Genomic DNA, 17540 nt, shown 5'->3' with positions numbered 1-17540 from the left:
TCCCGAGTGCGGATGCGCCGCGCGTTGGCCGCCCCGGTCCTTTCGACCGGGCCGGCAGGATTTGCCGGCTCCTTTACGGTTCGTTCACCATGACGGGGGAGGTTCGGACGAGCCTCAGGAATCCCGAAAGCCCCGCATGCGCGTCGATCCCCGCTTCGCGACCGCCGGCCCGGGCGCCGTGACCAAGCGCCCCGGCGACGCGAGCCAGACCTTCACCCTCTCGTCCTCCACGCCGCAGGCCGCCACCAGCGCCGGTGGGGCGGTGCCGCTCGCCGGGCTCGACGCCATCCTGACCCTCCAGGCGCAGGCGGAGGATCCGGCCGAGCGCCGCCGGAAATCCGCGCGCCGGGGGCACGACCTCCTCGACGCCCTCGACCGCCTCAAGGCCGCCCTGCTCGGCGGCCGCGTGAACACCGCCGATCTCAGGACCATCGCCGCCCGGCTCGCGGAACGGATGGGCCCGACGGGCGATCCGCGCCTCGACGACCTGATCGGCCAGATCGAGTTGCGGGCCGAGGTGGAACTCGCCAAGCTCGGCGTTGCCGGATGAGGAGCGGCGGGAGGTGCCGGCGCCGCCGGCCCCTGCCGATGCTGCAACCGGGAGGCTGCATCAACCGGAAGTTCGGATTGCGCCTGGCCTCCATCTCTGCGAGCAGTGCCGCTGCGTGGCGGGCCTGCCGGGAGAGCGGCGTCTCGCCGGCTGCGCTTCGGTACTGTCGCGGGGTTGCAACCCACGTGGCGCATTTGCAGCAGGGGGCGAGGGCGCGGTCGGTCTAAACCTTGCGTGATGACGGCAGCACGTTGTCGGGCCCTCGCGGCTCGATTATACGCCTGCTCCGAACGGCGCCGGCCGCGATAACTCAGAAGACTCGAGGGGCGTGATGGCGAAGGTCGTGATCGAGGACGGTTATGCCCCCAGCGATGCCGAACCCTTTATGAATGAGCGGCAGCGCGAGTATTTTCGCCGCAAGTTGCTCAGCTGGAAGCAGGACATCCTGCGTGAGGCGCAGGACACGCTGGTCGCGCTGCAGACCGAGAACGAGAACCATCCGGATCTCACCGACCGGGCCTCGTCGGAGACGGACCGGGCCATCGAGCTGCGCGCCCGTGACCGCCAGCGCAAGTTGATCGCCAAGATCGATGCAGCCTTGGCGCGCATCGAGGACGGATCCTACGGCTATTGCGAGGAGACCGGAGAGCCGATCTCGCTCAAGCGGCTGGAGGCCCGGCCGATCGCGACCCTCTCGCTCGAAGCGCAGGAGCGGCACGAGCGCCGCGAGCGCGTCTATCGCGACGATTGATCCTGCACGCTCGAGGTGCAGCGCCGCCTCCGCCGGCGGCGCGGGCCGGGGCGGCCTCGCGATTCGCGGTGGATAGAATCGCGCCGCCGGCCCTGGCCGCTGGAATCCGGCCGGCGGATCGCCGACACGTCGACTCGCGAGTGATCGACGGGATGGCGATGTCGACCTGGACGGACGAGCGGATCGAGGAACTCAAGCGGCTGTGGAGCGAGAGCCTGACCGGCTCGGAGATCGCGAAGCGGCTCGGCCTCAAGGACCGCAACGCGGTCATGGGCAAGATCCACCGGTTGGGACTGGCCCGGAAGAACCTGGCGACGGAGGCGCAGGCCGCCGCCAACGACCCCGCGCCGCCGGCGGCGGCGGAGCCCCTGCACCCCATCCTCGAACTCAAGGAATGGTCGTGCCGCTTCCCGGTGGGCGATCCGATGGGCCGCGACTTCCGCTTCTGCTGCGCCAAGCGTCAGCCCGGGCTGCCCTATTGCGAGGCCCATGCCCGGATCGCCTACACGCCCATGGAGCGCAGCCAGCGCGCCGTCCGCCGCTGAGCGGCGGATCAGCGCCTCAGAACGGCAGCAGGATGTCGAGGAATTGCTGCCCGTAGCGGGGCTGCTGCACGTCCGTGATCTGGCCGCGTCCGCCATAGGCGATGCGCGCCTGGGCGATCTTGGCCGAATCGATGGTGTTGTCCGATTCGATGTCCTCCGGGCGGATCACGCCCGCGACGACGAGTTCGCGCACCTCGAAGTTGATGCGGATCTCCTGCTTGCCCTCGACCACGAGGTTGCCGTTGGGCAGCACCTGCGTGACGATCGCCGCCACGTTCGTGGTCACCGTCTCGGCCCGCTGAATCGAGCCCGCCCCGTCGTTGCTCATCGTCGAGTCGGTGTTGAGCAGCTTGTCCGGCGTGGCCCCGCCGAGCATCTTGGTCTTCGTCTCGAGGCCGAAGGCGTTCGGGATCCCGAAGGATTCGGAGTTCGCGCGCGAGCGCTTGGTCTCGTTGTTCAGGTTGGCCTTGTCGGTGACGTTGACCTTCACGGTGACGAGATCGCCGACCTTCGCCGCGCGCTGGTCCTTGAAGAAGGCCCGCGAGCCGGTCCGCCACAGGGAGTTCGGCGCGTAGGAGACCGGCTGCAGCTCCGGCATCGGCAGGCGCACGGGCTTGTAGCCGGCCTGCGCGGTCGGGTCCTCGATGGCCGAGAGGGTGGGCTGCGCACCGACATTCGAGAGCCGGTCGACCGTGTTGCAGGCCGAGAGGCCGAGGGCGGCGACGAGGGGCAGGGCGAGACGGACGGGGCGGGTCATGGCAATCCGGGACCTGTCGCTCACGGGCGGGCGGGGAGGGCGGCGGCGAGGCTGGCGGGTTTCGGCGCCGGGCCGACGCTGACCCGGCCGGGGCCGATCACGGTGGCCTGGAGCACCTTCTTGGAGACCGGATTGACGACGGCGACGACGGCGCCGAGCGGACCGCCCTCCTTGGCCTGGCCCCGCAGGGCGAGGCTCACGCCGGAACCCTCGTAGAGGATGGTGACCGTGTCCCCGCGCTGGACGAGATCCGGCCGCACGAGATCGCCGGAGCGCAGCGGCTGGCCGGCCGGGAGCGGGCGCTGCGCCACCTGCCCGACGAGCGCCGCCATGTCGGCGGGGGCGTCCGCGGCGGCGGCATCGCGCACGCGGCGCTGGGTCGTGACGTCCGCCGCGCCCACCGTCTCGCCGCGGGCAAGCGGGCGGGTGAGCACCGCGACCTGCGTCATCTCGATCACTTGGCCGCTCACCCGCAGGGAGGCTTGGCGCGCGCCCACCACCACGAGCGCCGAGATGCGCCGGCTGCGCGGGTCGTAGGCGAGTTCCACCGCCTCGGCCGCGCCGTCGAGATCGACCGGGACGGTCAGCACCGGGGGCTCGCCGTCGAAGGCGACGGAGAGGTTCCTCGGATCGAAGCCCTGCTGGCGCGCCAGGGCGGCGGTCACGGCGGTCTCGATCTCGGGTCCGGCGATGCGCCGGGCCGCGCGCTGCACGCTGACCTGGAGGCGTCCGCCGCTCTCCGGCGGTTCGAGGCCGAGGCCGGCCGCCGCCTCGACGATGCGGCGCACCTGGATCGTGCCCGTCGCGCCGAGGGCGGGCGCCCGGAACAGGGGGCGCTCGGCGAGATCGGCGGGCGCGCCCTCCACGAGGTCGCCGAGGGTGATCACGTCGCGCTTGGCGGTGATGTCGCCCTTGAGGAGCGGGCGCGCCGGCCCCGCCAGCACCGGCAGGGTGAGCAGGCCCAGGGCGACGAGGGCGAGCGCGGTGCGCCCGAGGATCCCGGGGCCGAGGACGATGCGGGCGGCGATGCGGGTCGGGAGATCGGTCGGAGCGTGGCTCATGGCGCGTTACCCGCGGAACATCTGCGAGGTCGTGGACAGCATCTGGTCCGCGGCGGTGACGACCTTCGAGTTCATCTCGTAGGCGCGCTGCGCCGCGATCAGCGACGAGATCTCGGTGACGGCGTTGACGTTCGCCTCTTCGAGGTAGTTCTGCTGCAGGTTGCCGAAGCCCTCGGAGCTGGGATTGCCGGTGATGGCCGGGCCCGAGGCCAGGGTCTCGGTGAAGAGGTTGTCGCCGATCGATTCCAGGCCGACCTTGTTGACGAAGCGGGCGAGCTGGATCTGGCCGAGATTCTGCGGGGCGGTCTGGCCCGGCACCGTGGCCTGGACCATGCCGGAGGCGCTGATGGTCACGCCGGTGGCGTTGTTCGGCACCGTGATGCTCGGGTTGAGGAGGTAGCCGTCGCGGGTGACGATCTGGCCCTGCTGGTCGAGATCGAACGAGCCGTCGCGCGAATAGGCGGTGCGGCCGTCCGGCATGGTGATCTGGAAGAAGCCCTCGCCGCGGATCGCGACGTCGTAGGTCTTCTCCGTCGAGGAGAGCGTGCCCTGGCTCATCACCCGGGCGGTCGAGGTGGTCTTGACGCCCGAGCCGAGGGCGAGGCCGGCGGGCAGCTGGTTGCCCTGGTCGGAGGTCGCCGAGCCCGCCCGGCGCAGGTTCTGGTAGAGCAGATCCTGGAAATGCGCCTGCTGGCGCTTGTAGCCGGTGGTGCGCAGGTTCGCGATGTTGTTCGAGATGACCTGAACGTTGAGTTCCTGGGCCGCCATGCCGGTGGCGGCGGCGTAGAGGGCGCGCATCGCTCGGAGTCTCCTGTCAGGCGTTGCCGATATCGGCGAGGCGCTGGATGGCGCTGCCGCGCAGCGCGTCCATGCGCGAGACCGTGTCGGAGACGAGGGCGTAGATGCGGTTCACCTCCATCATCCGGGTCATGGTGAGGACCGGGCTGACGTTGGAGCGCTCGACGGCGCCCGGCTCGACCCGGGCCTGCGGGCCGGCCGGAAGCGGGGCGGCGCTCGACGCGTAGAGGTTGGCGCCCGCATTGGTGAGCGCCTGCGGATCGGCGAAGCGCACGAGGCGCAGCTTGCCGCGGTTGCCCTGGTTGGTGGAGACGGTGCCGTCCGGCCCGATCGCCGCGCCGGTCTCCTGCGGGTTGATCTGGATCGGCCCGCCGTCGCCGAGCACGAGGTCGCCGTCGCTGGTGACGAGCTGGCCTTGGGCGTTGAGTTCGAAGGCGCCGTTGCGGGTGTAGCGCTCGCCCCGCGCGGTCTGCACGGCGAAGAAGGCGTCGCCCCGGATCGCGGCGTTGAGCGGGTTGCCGGTCGGTTCGACCGGGCCCTGCCGCAGGTCGAGCGGCGTGCCGGCATCGATGACGTAGGACAGGCGCCGGTCCGGCATGCGGAAGGTCTCGGCGCGGGCCTTCGGCATCAGGTATTCCTCGAAGCGGGTGGCGCGCGCCTTGAAGCCCGTGGTCGAGACGTTCGCCATGTTGTTGGCGATCACCTCGAGCTCGCGCCCGAGGGCCACCTGGGCCGAGAGGCCGATCAACTGCGCGTTCTGCATCCGTGCCTGCGCTCCACCGCCCGGTCCCGCGGGACTGGCAGGGAGGGGATCGCAGGCGGCGTGCCAGCCGCCATCGGTCGAGAAATCGCAGTTATGTCAAAGATCTGGTGTCCTGCGGGCGGCCGGTGAGGCCGCGCTCCCGGCGCCGCGCGGCAGGTTCGACCCGGCAGGATTTGCCGCCTTAACGAGGTGTTAACCGTATCTCCTTACCGTTTGGTCAGACCGCCGCGCGGGTCCGGGCGGGCGCGGGATCACAGCGAGCGATGGCGAAGAAGCCGAAAAAGGCCCCCGACGACGAAGAGGGCGCCGAAGGCAAGGCTCCCGCCCCCGGCGGATCGAAGAAGAAGCTCATCCTGATCGCGGCCGGTGCCGTCCTGCTGCTCGGCGGCGCCGGCGGCGGCTACTTGGTGCTCAAGGGCCGCGCGGCCCATGCTGAGAAGGAGGCTCCCGCGGCCAGGGCCCCGGTCGCCTTCGTCGATGTCCGCGACATGGTGATGAACCTCAGCTCGGATGTCGGCCAGACCCAGACCCGCTTCATCAAGCTCAAGCTCAGCCTGGAGGTCCGGGACGCGAAGGTGGCGGCGGAGATCCAGCCGCTGATGCCGCGGATCGAGGATGCCTTCCAAGCCTACATCCGAGAGCTGCGCGCCGGGGACTTCGAGGGTTCGATGGGCACCTATCGCCTGCGCGAGGAACTGCTGCGGCGCGTCAACGTCGCGGTCTATCCCGCCAAGGTCGACGCGGTGCTGTTCAAGGAATTCGTGATCCAGTAGGGGCGCGGAAGGTGACCGGTCCGGACGACGAGATCCTCGACGACGATTGGGCGGCCGCCCTCGCCGAGCAGAGCGGCGGCGGCGGCAGCGACGCGTCGCTCGCCGAGGAATGGGGTGCGGCGCTCGCCGAGCAGGGCACAACCGCCCATGCCAGCGACATGGCGGCCGAATGGGCCAACATGATCGACGAGGGCGAGGCCGAGAACCTCCCCGAACTCGCCGGCAACGACCGTATCCTCAACCAGGAGGAGATTGATCAAGTCCTCGGCTTCTCGCTGAGGGAGCTCTCGGCCTCGGGCGCGGGGGGGATCCGCGCCATCGTCGATTCGGGCGTCGTCAGCTACGAACGCCTGCCGATGCTGGAGATCGTCTTCGACCGGATGATCCGGTTGCTGTCGACGAGCCTCCGCAATTTCTTCCAGGACAACGTTGAGGTCACCCTCGACAACATCACCTCGGTGCGGTTCGGCGACTATCTCAACGCCATCCCGATGCCGACCCTGCTCGGCGTGTTCAAGGCGGAGGTGTGGGAGAACTCGGGCCTGCTGACGGTGGACTCGAACCTCGCCTACGCGACTCTCGACCTCCTGCTCGGCGGCAAGCGCGGCAGCACCACGATCCGCCTCGACGGACGGCCCTTCACCGGCATCGAGATGTCGCTCGTGCAGCGGATGCTGGAGATCATCCTGAGCGACCTCGAAGCCTCGTTCCAGCCGCTGTCGCCGGTGCGGTTCCAGATCGACCGCATCGAGTCGAACCCGCGCTTCGCCACCATCACGCGGCCGGCCAACGCGGCCATCCTGATCGACCTCAAGCTCGACATGGAGGGCCGCGGCGGCCTGCTCCAGATCCTGTTTCCCTACGCCACGATCGAGCCGATCCGCGACCTGCTCGTGCAGAGCTTCATGGGCGAGAAGCTCGGGCGCGACCACGTCTGGGAAGGGCATCTCGCCACCGAGATCTGGCAGGCCGATCTCGAAGTCGAGGCCGTGCTCCATCAGATGACGCTGCCGCTCAAGCGGGTGCTCGCGCTCGAGGTCGGCGACACCATCATGTTCGACGCCAAGCCCAGCGACCTCATCACCCTGCGCTGCGGCGATTGGGCGCTGACCCAGGGGCGGATCGGGCGCCTCGACGACAGCATCGCCGTGCAGGTGACCCGTCCGCTGCGGCGCGCCCGCACCACCTTCGCGGCCTTCGAGGCCTCCATGAAGAACCAGAAGGACGGCTGATCCATGCCCGAGACCTGCCAGGACGGGGTGCTGCCATGACCGCCCTCATCGGGATGCTGGCCGACAGCCTCGTGGCCATCCTGCTCGTGGCGAGCATCGCCTCCTCGGTGCGCCTCAGCCGCCGCATCACCCGCCTCAAGGCCGACGAGACCGCCCTGCGCCGGACCATCGGCGACCTGATGGTCGCCACGGAATCGGCCGAGCGCGCCATTACCGGTCTGCGGGCGACGCTCGGCGAATGCGAGCGCACCCTCGCCGAGCGCCTCAGCGTGGCCGAGGCGACGGCAACCGGCCTCGCCGAGGGCGTCCGGGCGGGCGAGGCGGTGATGGCGCGGATCGGGCGGATCGTCGCCCAGGCTCGTCCGGCCGCGCCCGAGCCCGCGATGCCGCGGCCGGCCAAGCCCCAGCCCGCAGCGCCTGAGACACCCGTCGTCTCGACGGCCGAGCGGCTCGGCGCCGCCGCCGCGGCCGCGCGGGCCCTGAGCGAGCGTGCGCTGAGCCGCCTGCAAAGCCAGGCCGCATGAATCCGCGGCTGCGCCGGATCGCGGCCTTCATCGCGGGCGTCCCGACGGCGCCGACGGCCAAGCCCGCTTCAGGTGTCAAGCCCGCTTCAGGCGTCAAGCCCGCGGCCGAAGCGCGATCGCCGGCTGCCGCCCGCCCGGCCGCGAGCCTCGTCCGCAAGCCGTCCTGGCGCCCCCCGAGCCTGCGGCTGCGCCTGATCGACGGGGTGGCGCTGGCGGCGGGCGGCCTCCTGCTCCTGAAGCTTATCGGGCTCGCGGCCGATGACGGGGGCCCGCGCCGGTCGGACTTCGCCCGCGTGCTCGCCTATGCGCGGACCAACGCCGAGCTGCCGGATCCGTCTGTCACGGGCTCGGTCGCGCCGAAGGAGGGGGAAGCGGGCAAGGAAGCGCCCAAGGATGTCTCCAAGGACGCGGCGAGCCCCGCGGCGAAGGCGCCGGACGGGGCCGCCTCGGCCGAGCGGGCGATCCTGGAGAAGCTCGGCGCGCGGCGCGAGGCGCTTCAGCAGCGCAACCGCGACCTCGACACCCGCGAGCAGCTGATCGAGAATGCCGAGCGGCGGCTGGAGAGCCGCATCAACGATCTCAAGTCGCTGGAGGACAAGGCGGAGGGCGTCCCGGCCCGCAGGAGCGAGAGCGAGGCCGCCGGTCTGCGGCCGATCGTGACCATGTACGAGACGATGAAGCCGAAGGATGCGGCCCGCGTCTTCGATCGCCTGTCCCTCGACGTCTTGGTCCCGGTCGTGGTGGCCATGAACCCGCGCAAGATGGCCGAGGTGCTGGCGGTGATGCAGCCCGAGACCGCCGAGCGGCTGACCGTGGCGCTGGCGATGCGCGCGCGCGGCGTTGCTCCGCGTCCGGCCGCGCCCGGCGCGCCGCCGCTCCCACCGAACGAGTTGCCGGCGATCGACGCACCGCCACGGTGAGAGACCTCCGGCGCTCCCGGCGTGAGCCGCCTGCGCGCGTCCGGAATTGGCGAAGCAGAGTGGCCCCAAGCAGGCTTGCCCCAAGCAGGCTCGGCCCGTGCCATTCGGCTTGGCTTCTCGTTGCCGCCGAACTGGTCACCGTTTCGGCGATCGATGCTCACGCCGGTGAATCGGCATGGCGGTCTCCGCCGGTCCGCGGCCGGGCCCGGCGCCGGACACCCGGCTTTCGCGCCGGACGCGGCTCCCGGCCTGCCGGTTTGGAGGCCCCCTGCGCGTCGAGGAACCGGCGGCAGGCGGCGAAATCCGTCGCCGCATCGTCCGGCAGGCCGTCGAGGCCCTTCTCGCGCGCGAGAGCCTCGGCGTAGCGGCGCATCGCGGGCGTCGGCGGCCGTGCCGTCCCCGGAGCGACCGCCTCGCGCGGCTCCGCATGGGCGTCGAGGAACCGGCGGCAGATGGCGGCGTCCTGCTTGAGCCCACGCGGCAGGCGCACGCCCTTGCGGGCCGCCAGCGCCGTCGCGAAGGACACCATGGCGGTGGTCGGCGGCCGCCCCGCCGCGTCCGGAGCCGGCGCCGCCACGGCGATCCGCTCCGAGCCTGCCACCGCGGCGATCAGGGCGTCGAGCCGCGCCCGCGTCCGCTGCCGGAACTCCTCGGCCCGCCGCACCGCCTCGGCACGGGTGGGCGCGCGGCCGATCTCGCCCAGATCCGCCTCGAACACGGCCCGGCCGACCGGATCGCCATAGGCCGGGAAGACCCGCCGCACGGCGTCGATGAAGGCGAGACCCGCCTCCGTCACGGTGATCGCCGGGTCCTTGCCCTTGGCCAGAACCACGTAGTGGCTCTTCTCCAGCTTGGGCAGCACGGCGTCGCGCGTGGCGGCGGTGCCGAGGCCGCGCGGCTCGTTGGGATTGGCCGGATTCTCCAGGGCGCGCCGCAGCGCCGGATCCTCGACCTGATCGATCAGCCGGCCCATCACGACGGGCAATTCGCCCCGGGTGATGCGCCGCGGCGGCTCGGTCACCGCGGTCTCGACCACCGCGTCCGTCGCCCGGGCGGCTTCTCCATCGCGCACGGGCGGGAGGCGGCCGGTCGTCGGCTCGTCGTCGCGCCGCGTCTTGCCCGGGACCGGATCCTCGTCCTCCGCTTCCGTCCCGTAGAGCGCCCGCCAGCCCGGTGCGCGCACCACGCTGCCCGTCACTGCGAAGCGCTTGGGTCCCGGCGGAGCCTCAACCGTCGCCGTCACGGTGGTGCGCGCGTCGATACCGTCCGGCAGGTGGGCGGCGATGTAGGAGCGCGCCACCAACTCCCACAGGCGCCACGCCTCCGGGGCGAGTTCGCCGGACCGCGGCACCTTGCGCAGCGGCACGATGGCGTGGTGCTCGCCCGGATCCTTCACGTAGTGGCCGCGCGGCCCGCGCCGCACCACGATCGCCGCCGCTGCGGGTATCAGATCGGCGACGGCGTCCAGGCTGCCGGCGATCGCCGCCAGGATCGCCGCCGCATCGCCGCTCTGGCTCTCCGGCAGGTGCTCGGATTCCGTGCGCGGATAGCTCAGGAAGCCGCGGTCGTAGAGATCCTGCGCCGTCGCGGCGGTGCGCTGCGGGTCCCAGCCGAAGCGCTTGGCGCAGCGCCGGGCGAGCGTGTCCTTCGAGAACAGGCGGGGAGGCGGGCGCCGCACGTCCTTCTGGGCCACCGCGAGCGGCCCGGACCAGCCGGCTGCGGCATCGCGGATCGCCTCCGACTCGGCCCGGTCGAAGATCCGCTCCTTCGGGGCGTGCCAGAGGGTCAGGGCCGCGCCGCTCTGCGTCTCCACCGGCAGGGCGATCTTGAAGAAGTCGCGCGGGACGAAATCCTGGATGCGCCGCTCGAGATCCGCCAGGATCGCGAGGGTCGGCGTCTGCACGCCGCCGAACCGCCAGGGCTCCCGGAAGGCGGGCGGGCGCAGGCGCAGCGAGACCGCCCGCGTGCCGTTGAGGCCGAGATGCCAATCCTCGTAGCGGCGGCAGAGCGCTTCGAGATAGGCCGCGTAGTCCCGCTCCCCCGAATCCGGCTCGCGGGCGAGCGCCCCGAAGGCGCGGCGGATCGAGACCTCGTCGAGGGCGCCGAGCTTCAGCCGGTCCACGCGGCCCCGGTAGCCGAGATGCTCCAGCACCTCCCAGGCGATCATCGATCCCTCGCGCCCCGGATCGGTCGCGATGATCACCCGGTCGACGCCCTGCAGAGCCCCGCGGATCGCCGCGATCCGCGCCTCGTGCGAGGCACCCGAGCGGTTGCGCGCGCAGGTCACCGGGATCTCGTCGACCGCGATGGGCAGATCGTCGAAACGCCAGGTCTTCCAGGCCGGCCTGATCGCAGCCGGCTCCTGCGCCGCCAGGAGATGGCCCTCCGCGGCCACGCAGACCGTCGTCGGCGCCTTGAAGAAGCGCTGCAGCTGCCTCATCGCCGAAGGCTTCTCGAAGAAGAACAGCGTCCGGTCGGACGAGGCGCGGGCCATGATTCGGGATCCCGGAGCGGATGCGCGAACAAAGCAGGAACTTAAGGCGCGTGCCCTGGCCGGTCAACCGACGCGGGCGCGACGTCCACGATCCCGGACCGCGAACCGACCCTCGGAACCCGGAGCGGCTCCGTCTCAGGGCGCCGTGCGGACCTCGACGCCCTCCGATCCCGGAACGATCCTCAGGAAGGCCGCCGACCGGTGCCGGATGCGGTGGATGCCGGGCATGGCGGCGTTGTCGTTCGCCGGCCGCGCGTCGCACGGCGTGTAGGCGTCGAGCACGTCCACCGCGTAGAGGATCCGGCGGGGCGCCAAGCCCTGGGACCGGTGACGGCGCGTCCGGCGCCGGGACACGCGACACCTCTCTCTCGATCGCTCGCTCATCTCGCCACCCTCACCCTGACACCCCGCCTCGTCGCCGGGTCCCAACGATCTAGACGCGGAATGCGATCCCCGGTCGTGCTTCGGCACACCCCATCGTTCATGGGGCGCGATGGCAAGAGGGGTAGAATGCGGGGGGGCTCGGGCCCGGCGCGCCGCCGGGAGGGCTGCGTCAGGCGGCGTGCCGCTCTGCGCCGGCCCCGAAATGACCGATGTAGCGGGGGGCGATCGCCGCGACCGGCAGCACCACGAACACGTCCGTAGTCCCGAATTGCCGGTCGATCACGGCACCGTCGCCGAAGGTGGCGCCGAGCCGCAGGTAGCCCTTGACCAGCGGCGGCAGGGCCTGCAGGGCGGATTTCGGGTCGATGGCCTCGCGGCTGATTCGGTCCATCGCGACGTGCCGCTCCGGCAGCGCGCGGGCGCACCAGCCGTCGGAGGCCCGGGCGAAGTGGTGCAGGAAGCTCAGGGGCAGGGCGAGCCGGTCCGGATCGGTGCCGTCGAGGCTGGCGCAGCCGAGCATCGCATCGATCCGATGATGGAGCACGTAGGTCCAGATCCCGTGCCAGAGCAGCTCGACCGTGCGCTTGGTGCGGTAGGGCTTGAGCACGCAGGAGCGGCCGAGCTCCAGGAAGCGCAGGCTCCGGTGCGCGTCGAGGACCGGCCCGATATCGTACTCCCCGGCGGTGTAGAAGCCGAAATGGCGGTCCGCCTGCTCCTGGCGCAGCAGGCGGTAGGTCCCGACCACCTTCGGGCGGGGCTTGCGGAACGGCTTCGCCTCCGTCGCCGCGTGATCGATGACGAGGAGGTGGTCGCAGACCGCGTCGTACTCGTCCACGTCGCGGCGCTTGAGGGCGGCGAGCGCGGAGGGCACGGCCGCCATCTCCTCGTAGAAGACCCGGTAGCGCAGGCGCTGGGCCCGCCGGACATCCTTCGGCCGGGTGGCGAGCCGCACCTCCAGCGCGCCGATCCGGCCGAGGACCGGATCGAGCCCGTGGGTCGGCAGCCGCTTGAGCGGCGGGAACAGCCGCGACGAGGCGACCGCGCCCCGCAGGTCGATGCCGGGCCGCGCCTCGCCGGCGCGCTGCATCAGGCGGGCGAGGGCCGTCGGAGCCTGGGCGTCGCGCCCGGCGGGGAGCGGGCCGCGGGAGAGGAACGGAACCATGATCGTGATTTCCTGTGCGGCCACTCGAACCCGCGCGCCCGACAGGAGCGCCGTGCCGTCTCGGCGGGAGAACAGCATGAAGCCCGCACGGTTGTGTGACACAGGAAAACGAAGCTGATCAATAACTTCGATCAGATCTGGGGGAAGCGCCGGAACGGCGCACGGCCGTTCCGATTCCGAGCCGGCGAAGGTTGCGGGCGGAATCGCGACGGGGCGGTTCCGCTTTGCGTCCCATCGCGGCACGGTCTCGCCGGCGGACCGGCACGCGCCTCGGTGAACGAGGCTTCAGATGAACTGGCTGAGGCCGGGGATCGAGCCGACGATGGGCCCGATGACGTCCTCGCCGGCCTTCTCGCGGCCATAGGCGAAGAGTTCGCGGCCGAGCGGCTGCATCTGGCCCATGGACACGCCGTCCGCCATCAGCTTCTGGCCGAGCGCCATGACGCCGCCGCCCATCAGGCCGCCCAGCATCCCCATGAGTCCGCCGCCGCCGCTCTCGGTGCCGCTCGCCTGGGACACGACGCTGTCGGCCCCGGGGATCGCCGTGATGAGCTGGTTCACTTCAGCCGCCGGCCCTTCCTTCTGCAGGAAAGCCAGGATGTGGCCGATGGCCGTCCGGGCCGTGGTCGCGTCCAGTCCCGTGGCTTGCGTCACCCGGGCAACAAGCTCTTCCATCATGGTCTCCTGCGACAGACGATGTGGTCTTCGGCGATGCGCCGCGTGAAATCAACCGGGCCGGGGAGGAGCGATCGAAACCGGGATCCGTGCCGTGATGACGCGCCGGATGCAGTCGCGGCATTGACACGAGGCGGAGCGAACGGTTAGTGAACCATCCTTGGCGCGCGGACCCTTCGGTCCGCGCGCCGTCGCGTTCGCGGCGGTCCATGGGGCGCCGCGGGCGTCAACTGCCAAAAAGACGGCGCCCGGTCCCTGCCGGAGCCCGGATGGAACACGAGACCAGAACGATGTTCGCAGTCATCAAGACCGGCGGCAAGCAGTACCGCGTCGCCGCCAACGACGTCATCACGATCGGCAAGCTCGAGGGCGACGCCGGCACCGCCGTGACCTTCGGCGAAGTGCTGCTGTTCGCCAACGGCGAGGGCGCCACGCAGGTGGGCGCGCCGACGCTGTCCGGCTTCAGCGTCGCGGGCGAGATCGTCGCGCAGAAGCGCGGCCCCAAGATCATCGCCTTCAAGAAGCGCCGCCGGCAGAACTCGCGCCGCAAGCGCGGTCACCGCCAGGACTTCACCGTGGTGCGCGTCACGGGCATCAGCGCCGCCTGATCCAGGCAGGCAGCAGATCCCATAGCAAGATTCAGGAGTTAGCCCGATGGCTCACAAGAAAGCAGGCGGTTCGTCCCGCAACGGCCGCGATTCCGACGGCCGCCGTCTCGGCGTGAAGAAGTTCGGCAGCGAAGCCGTCATCGCCGGCAACATTATCGTGCGTCAGCGCGGCACGCGCTGGCATCCCGGCACCAATGTCGGGATGGGCCGTGACCACACCCTCTTCGCGCTCACGGCGGGCCGCGTCCAGTTCGTGACCAAACAGGGCCGAGCTTACGTAACGGTCGTTCCGGCCCAAGAGGCCGCAGAGTAAGCCGACGGAGCCAGTGACGAAGGAGCTCCGCCGGTGTCCCCACACCGACCCGGCGGATCCGCGATCCTGGCCCTGAACGGCCAAGCTCCGATCGAGAACCAGGGGAGGGTGGGGCACCACCTTCCCCTTCGTCGTTCTCGTGGCCGCGCGAGGGCGCCCCTGCCCTTTCCGGTCGGATCGGAGTGTACCGATGTTCCCCGACCTCACCCGCGACGACGTCTTCCGGCTTGAGACCCGCCGGCTCTGGCTGCGCTGGCCGCGCCAGGCCGATGCGCAAGCCATTGTACGCCTCGCCGGTGAGAAAGCCGTCGCCGAGATGACCGCGCGAATTCCGCATCCGCTCGACCCGCGGGAGGCGGATGCGTTCATCCTGCGGGCGCGGCGCGACAATGCGGAGGGGCGGGCCCTCACCATGGCGATCACGCCGCGGCGCCAGCCGCAGACGCTGATCGGCGTGGTGGGGATCGAGCCCGATCCCGATCGGGACGGCCCGCATCTCGGCTACTGGATCGGCCAGCCGCACTGGGGCGAGGGCCTCGCCACCGAGGCGGCCCGGGCGATGATCGACGCCTTCTTCGCCTATACGGAGGGGGCGGCGCTCACCTCGGCGGCCCGGGTGGTCAACCCGGCCTCGCGGCGGGTGCTGGAGAAGTGCGGCTTCGCCGCGGTCGGTTCGGGCCTCAGCGCCTTCCCGGCCCGGGGCGGCCTGTTCCCGGTCGATCACTTCCGGCTCGACCGGCGGGCCTGGGACAGCCTGAAGACGTGGCACGCCGCGGGCCTCGTCTTCGATCGCCACCGCGCCGCGGGCGAGAGCCTGCGCGCGGGCGGCTGACGGGTCCGGCCGGAGGGGCATCCCCTCCGGCTCGTCCGCGTTGATTGCTCAGGAGAATCGTGCCGTGAAGTTCCTCGACGAAGCCAAGGTCTACGTCCGCTCCGGCGATGGCGGAGCCGGCTGCGTGTCGTTCCGGCGCGAGAAGTTCATCGAGTTCGGCGGTCCGGACGGCGGCGACGGCGGCCGCGGCGGCGACGTCTGGGCGGAATGCGTGGAGGGGCTGAACACCCTCATCGACTATCGCTACCAGCAGCATTTCAAGGCCAAGAAGGGCGAGCACGGCTCGGGCCGCAACCGGGCGGGCGGCAAGGGGGCGGACGTCGTGCTGAAGGTGCCGGCCGGCACCGAGATCCTCGCAGAGGACCGCGAGACCCTGATCGCCGACCTGACGCGGGTGGGCCAGCGCGTGCTGCTCGCCCGCGGCGGCAATGGGGGGTTCGGCAACGCCTATTTCACCACCTCGACGAACCGTGCCCCGCGCCACGCCAATCCCGGCCTGGAAGGCCAGGAGCACTGGCTCTGGCTGCGGCTCAAGCTGATCGCGGATGCGGGCCTCGTCGGCCTGCCCAATGCGGGCAAGTCCACCTTCCTGGCGACGGTGACGGCGGCCAAACCGAAGATCGCCGATTATCCGTTCACCACCCTGCATCCGGGGCTCGGCGTGGTGCGCGTCGACACCCGCGAATTCGTGCTCGCGGACATTCCCGGCCTGATCGAGGGCGCCCACGAGGGCGTCGGCCTCGGCGACCGCTTCCTCGCCCATGTCGAGCGCTGCCGCGTGCTGCTCCACCTCGTGGAGGGCACCCACGAGGATGCGGGCGCCGCCTACCGGCTGGTGCGGGCGGAACTCGACGCCTACGGCCACGCCCTCGCGGAGAAGCCCGAGATCGTTGCCCTGTCCAAGGCCGACGTGCTCGATCCCGAGACGCTGGCCGAGCAGGTCGCGCGGCTCACGGAGGCGGCCGGCCGGCCGCCGCTCGTCCTGTCCGCGGCCACCCGCCAGGGCGTGCCGGAGGCGTTGCGTGCGCTGATGGCGGCCATGGATGCGGCCAGTGTCGATGAGGCGAAGCCGGCCGAGGCGTGGCAGCCCTGAGGGGACGGGCCGCCCGCCGCTGAAATCGCGGCGCCGGCATCCGGGGGCTGTCGCGCCGGCCCGTCTCCGGCTATGCGCGGGGGAACCCCTCTCCCCCCGGCTCTCCCGCGATGACTCCCGCCCTCGATCAGTTCCGCCGCGTCGTTCTCAAGGTCGGCTCCGCGCTCCTCGTGGACCGCGCGCGCGGCCGCCTGCGCCATGCGTGGCTCGCCGCCCTCGCGGAGGACATCGCGGATCTGCATGCGCGCGGCGTCGACGTGCTCGTCGTCTCGTCCGGCTCGATCGCCCTCGGGCGTACGGTGCTGGGCTTTCCCGCCGGCGCCCTGCGGCTGGAGGAGAGCCAGGCCGCCGCCGCCGTGGGCCAGATCGCGCTCGCGCGCTACTGGTCGGAGGCGCTCGCCCATCACGGCATCGTGGCGGGCCAGATTCTGGTGACCCCCACCGACACCGAGGCGCGGCGGCGCTACCTCAACGCCCGCGCCACCACCCTCAAGCTTCTGGAGGTCCGCGCCGTCCCGGTCGTCAACGAGAACGACACGGTCGCGACCTCGGAGATCCGCTACGGCGACAACGACCGGCTCGCCGCGCGCGTCGCCACCATGATCGGGGCCGATCTGCTGGTCCTGTTCTCGGACATCGACGGGCTCTACACCGCCCCGCCCGCGAGCGATCCGAATGCCCGCCACCTGCCGGTCATCGAGCGGATCACCCCCGAGATCGAGGCCATGGCCGGGGGGCCGGCCTCGGAACTCTCCCGCGGCGGCATGCGCACCAAGATCGAGGCGGGCAAGATCGCCGCCGGCGGCGGCACCCACATGCTCATCGCAGACGGGCGCGGCAAGAACCCGCTCAAGGCCGTGGCGGCGGGCGCGCGGGCCTCGTGGTTCCTCTCGGCCTCCACCCCCACCGCCGCCCGCAAGACCTGGATCGCCGGTTCCCTCGAACCCCGCGGCAGCCTCGTGATCGATGCCGGCGCCGAGCGCGCGCTCCAGGGCGGGGCGAGTCTGCTGCCGGTGGGCGTCTCGCGGATCGAGGGCGCCTTCGCCCGCGGCGACGCCGTGGTGATCCGCTCTCTCTCCGGCACGATTCTGGGGCGCGGCCTCGTCGCCTACGACAGCGACGACGCGGCCCGCATCATCGGCCATTCCAGCCGCGAGATCGAGGCCGTGCTCGGCTATCCCGGACGCGCAGAGATGATCCACCGGGACGACATGGCTCTGATCGGCGAATAGCGGCGGCTCTGCTTGTCGCTGGCGGCGCCTGCGTGGCATGAGGGGGGGCGCTCTCGATGGGGAGCCGCCTCAC

General features: G+C 71.5%; 20 protein-coding genes. 12 read left to right on the top strand and 8 right to left on the bottom strand.

The window, feature by feature from the left end; translation table 11 throughout:
- Positions 1-136 precede the first annotated feature (136 nt).
- The 3 genes from ACE101_RS21005 (at position 137) to ACE101_RS20995 (ending at position 1846) form a co-directional block, all read left to right on the top strand.
- Positions 137-550 carry a flagellar assembly protein FliX gene (locus ACE101_RS21005; protein WP_379133635.1) on the top strand — a complete coding sequence of 138 codons (414 nt, stop codon included), beginning with the start codon at positions 137-139 and terminating at the stop codon, positions 548-550.
- A gap of 331 nt (positions 551-881) precedes the next feature.
- On the top strand, positions 882-1301 hold the full coding sequence (gene dksA / locus ACE101_RS21000) for an RNA polymerase-binding protein DksA (RefSeq protein ID WP_012333933.1): 420 nt from the start codon (positions 882-884) through the stop codon (positions 1299-1301).
- Between the two features lie 152 nt (positions 1302-1453).
- Positions 1454-1846, top strand: a complete 393-nt coding sequence (locus ACE101_RS20995) for a GcrA family cell cycle regulator (protein WP_379133633.1) — start codon at positions 1454-1456, stop codon at positions 1844-1846.
- Positions 1847-1862: 16 nt separating this feature from the next.
- Here the strand turns inward: ACE101_RS20995 and flgH are convergent, their stop codons facing one another.
- Genes flgH through flgF form a run of 4 tightly spaced genes read right to left on the bottom strand, consistent with a single transcriptional unit; the run spans position 1863 to position 5225 of the window.
- Positions 1863-2603 (bottom strand): flagellar basal body L-ring protein FlgH, encoded by a 741-nt coding sequence (flgH, locus tag ACE101_RS20990; protein ID WP_379133630.1) that lies wholly within the window; start codon positions 2601-2603, stop codon positions 1863-1865.
- Positions 2604-2623: 20 nt separating this feature from the next.
- Positions 2624-3664 (bottom strand): flagellar basal body P-ring formation chaperone FlgA, encoded by a 1041-nt coding sequence (gene flgA / locus ACE101_RS20985; protein ID WP_379133628.1) that lies wholly within the window; start codon positions 3662-3664, stop codon positions 2624-2626.
- Between the two features lie 6 nt (positions 3665-3670).
- Positions 3671-4462: a flagellar basal-body rod protein FlgG gene (gene flgG / locus ACE101_RS20980; protein WP_379133625.1), complete on the bottom strand. Its 792-nt coding sequence runs from the start codon at positions 4460-4462 to the stop codon at positions 3671-3673.
- A 16-nt stretch (positions 4463-4478) separates the two neighbouring features.
- On the bottom strand, positions 4479-5225 hold the full coding sequence (gene flgF, locus ACE101_RS20975; RefSeq protein WP_379133622.1) for a flagellar basal-body rod protein FlgF: 747 nt from the start codon (positions 5223-5225) through the stop codon (positions 4479-4481).
- Positions 5226-5488: 263 nt separating this feature from the next.
- Here flgF and fliL point away from each other — a divergent pair, with 263 nt between their 5' ends.
- The 4 genes from fliL to ACE101_RS20955 are packed head-to-tail and all read left to right on the top strand — an operon-like array spanning position 5489 to position 8674.
- On the top strand, positions 5489-5998 hold the full coding sequence (fliL, locus tag ACE101_RS20970; RefSeq protein ID WP_379133619.1) for a flagellar basal body-associated protein FliL: 510 nt from the start codon (positions 5489-5491) through the stop codon (positions 5996-5998).
- An 11-nt stretch (positions 5999-6009) separates the two neighbouring features.
- Complete coding sequence (fliM, locus tag ACE101_RS20965) at positions 6010-7230, top strand: flagellar motor switch protein FliM (protein WP_379133617.1); 1221 nt, start codon at positions 6010-6012, stop codon at positions 7228-7230.
- 35 nt (positions 7231-7265) lie between these two features.
- Entirely contained in the window at positions 7266-7754 is a 489-nt protein-coding gene (locus ACE101_RS20960; protein ID WP_379133614.1) for a DUF6468 domain-containing protein, read from the top strand.
- Complete coding sequence (locus ACE101_RS20955; protein ID WP_379133611.1) at positions 7751-8674, top strand: MotE family protein; 924 nt, start codon at positions 7751-7753, stop codon at positions 8672-8674. The genes ACE101_RS20960 and ACE101_RS20955 overlap by 4 nt, the downstream gene beginning before the upstream one ends.
- Before the next feature lie 157 nt (positions 8675-8831).
- Here ACE101_RS20955 and ACE101_RS20950 read toward each other — a convergent pair whose 3' ends face one another.
- From ACE101_RS20950 to ACE101_RS20935, 4 genes are all read right to left on the bottom strand, one after another.
- Positions 8832-11168, bottom strand: coding sequence for a type IA DNA topoisomerase (locus ACE101_RS20950; RefSeq protein WP_379133608.1), 2337 nt, complete (start codon positions 11166-11168; stop codon positions 8832-8834).
- Between the two features lie 135 nt (positions 11169-11303).
- Positions 11304-11522: a hypothetical protein gene (locus ACE101_RS20945; protein ID WP_379133606.1), complete on the bottom strand. Its 219-nt coding sequence runs from the start codon at positions 11520-11522 to the stop codon at positions 11304-11306.
- Positions 11523-11721: 199 nt separating this feature from the next.
- On the bottom strand, positions 11722-12714 hold the full coding sequence (gene olsB / locus ACE101_RS20940; RefSeq protein ID WP_379133605.1) for a l-ornithine N(alpha)-acyltransferase: 993 nt from the start codon (positions 12712-12714) through the stop codon (positions 11722-11724).
- A gap of 285 nt (positions 12715-12999) precedes the next feature.
- Positions 13000-13389 carry a DUF2267 domain-containing protein gene (locus tag ACE101_RS20935; protein ID WP_379133602.1) on the bottom strand — a complete coding sequence of 130 codons (390 nt, stop codon included), beginning with the start codon at positions 13387-13389 and terminating at the stop codon, positions 13000-13002.
- A gap of 290 nt (positions 13390-13679) precedes the next feature.
- Here ACE101_RS20935 and rplU point away from each other — a divergent pair, with 290 nt between their 5' ends.
- The 5 genes from rplU to proB all read left to right on the top strand — a co-directional run bounded on the left by rplU (position 13680) and on the right by proB (position 17467).
- Positions 13680-13997, top strand: coding sequence for a 50S ribosomal protein L21 (gene rplU, locus ACE101_RS20930; protein WP_379133599.1), 318 nt, complete (start codon positions 13680-13682; stop codon positions 13995-13997).
- Between the two features lie 46 nt (positions 13998-14043).
- Positions 14044-14310, top strand: coding sequence for a 50S ribosomal protein L27 (gene rpmA, locus ACE101_RS20925; protein ID WP_379133596.1), 267 nt, complete (start codon positions 14044-14046; stop codon positions 14308-14310).
- A 190-nt stretch (positions 14311-14500) separates the two neighbouring features.
- Positions 14501-15142: a GNAT family N-acetyltransferase gene (locus ACE101_RS20920; RefSeq protein ID WP_379133593.1), complete on the top strand. Its 642-nt coding sequence runs from the start codon at positions 14501-14503 to the stop codon at positions 15140-15142.
- Between the two features lie 64 nt (positions 15143-15206).
- On the top strand, positions 15207-16235 hold the full coding sequence (gene obgE / locus ACE101_RS20915; RefSeq protein ID WP_379133590.1) for a GTPase ObgE: 1029 nt from the start codon (positions 15207-15209) through the stop codon (positions 16233-16235).
- A 110-nt stretch (positions 16236-16345) separates the two neighbouring features.
- On the top strand, positions 16346-17467 hold the full coding sequence (gene proB / locus ACE101_RS20910) for a glutamate 5-kinase (protein WP_379133587.1): 1122 nt from the start codon (positions 16346-16348) through the stop codon (positions 17465-17467).
- The last annotated feature ends 73 nt before the right edge of the window (positions 17468-17540 follow it).

The organism is Methylobacterium carpenticola (assembly GCF_042748905.1).
Taxonomy (GTDB): domain Bacteria; phylum Pseudomonadota; class Alphaproteobacteria; order Rhizobiales; family Beijerinckiaceae; genus Methylobacterium; species Methylobacterium carpenticola.
Note: the sequence above shows the minus strand (reverse complement) of the source record. Positions and strands in the feature narration are given on the sequence as shown.